The sequence below is a fragment of the Streptomyces boncukensis genome (assembly GCF_011045075.1).
Classification (GTDB): domain Bacteria; phylum Actinomycetota; class Actinomycetes; order Streptomycetales; family Streptomycetaceae; genus Streptomyces; species Streptomyces boncukensis.
On the sequence record NZ_JAAKZZ010000931.1, the window covers coordinates 1 to 1536 of the forward strand.

Sequence of the window (1536 nt, forward strand, 5' to 3'; positions counted from 1 at the left end):
CAACGGCGCCTCTCGGGCCCGGTGGCACCACCCCCCAGGTCATCGACTTCCAACAGGGGGGAACAGCCATGCCGGGCCCGGAGGCCAGCAGCCCTCTTGCAGGACCGCGAAGACCATAACGGGGGCACAGGCGGAGAAGACGCCGGTACAGCTCGTCATCGATGGGAGGGGCCGCGTTCGTCGAGTTGTTCGGGGTCCACTCACCCCCGGCTCTGCCAGGCCGCGCGCCGGCAGTGAGCTACTTCGACGCTGAGAAGGGGTGTTGTCGTGGCTGGGGTGGTCGGCTCCACAGCTTTAGGCAGCCACTTCGGCGCGAGCCTCCAAGATCAGGGGGCCGATCGGGCACTACGCGGGTAGGCCAGGGCTCTCCGATCCGCTGGCAAGCGTAAGGCCCCCTGATCTCTCGCGCCCAAGCAGCTCCAGTCCAAGCCGCTCCACCGACCCGCAGTGTCCAGGCAGGCTTGTCGGTGCCGACCGCTAGCGTCAGCACAGCCGGGCCCAGCAGGAACCAGTAGGGGAAAGCCCAAGATGCCAAATTCCGGAGAGTCCTTCGAGAGCTATATTCAGTTCGTCTACCAAACACTACTCAATAACAAGGGAGAGAACATCTCCGTAGCCCGCAGGGCCACCGTGATGGACAACCACGGAAATACTTACAACATTGACGTCTTCTATGAGTTCGACGTCGCAGGAGTCCACCATCGAGTAGCTATTGAATGCAAGGACACCCGTCGCCCTGTCGAACGCGATGAAGCAATCGCTTTCGCCGGAAAGATTCGCGACCTCCCCAGCACGATTGGGATCTTTATCTCAAAGAGTGGATTTCAACGAGCGGCGAAAAAGTACCTGGAAGATCACGGAATCGTGCACTACTCCGGCGGGGACCTGCCGCATCTTGGGCAGGTTGTCGCCTCGGTGGTCTCGTCGATCGCACTCCCCAGCCAATCAGCCACTGGTCAGCCGTTCTGGACCTTGTTGGGGAACAATAACGGAGATCCTGACGGAACCTGGCGAATGATCCCGTTGCAGAGTGAGAGCGGAGAACAGGTGGGAGCTTTCCCTCTCTTCTTTTCAAAGCCTCAAGCAGAGGCGTTTCGCGCACAGTACGCCCCAGAGGCATGCGTTCGAGGAGTCGAGCAGGGCATGCTTAGATTCTTGGCGCTTTGCGCAAACAGTGAGAATCGCCCGTTTGTTGTCTTTCACCCCGTGCCAACCGACGATGGCGTACGGCTCGCCCCGGAAGCCTGGACTCCACGTGATCTCGCTAGCGAGTTCTCCACAGAGGACATCTCGGCCAAGATGGAGGGCTCTCAATGACACTCTCAGAACGCTTCCCACGGCACCGCATGAAACGATGTGATTACACAAGAAGCGATCCGCCCGGGGTCCATCCCGCCGATTGGCTCCGCACCGCATCGCACCAGACGCGCACCAGAACGTCCGGTAATCAACGGTCAACAGCGGTCACCGGCCCCACCAATCGCCACCCAGCAAACCCGCCATCCGTCCTGCTCACGCAGCCCAACACCCCCACCC

The 1536-nt window shown here is 60.9% G+C and carries 1 protein-coding gene; it reads left to right on the plus strand.

The annotated features are described in order from the left end of the window. Positions 1–528: 528 nt before the first annotated feature. Positions 529–1317: a restriction endonuclease gene (locus G5C65_RS37090; protein WP_165303432.1), complete on the plus strand. Its 789-nt coding sequence runs from the start codon at positions 529–531 to the stop codon at positions 1315–1317. Positions 1318–1536: the final 219 nt, after the last annotated feature.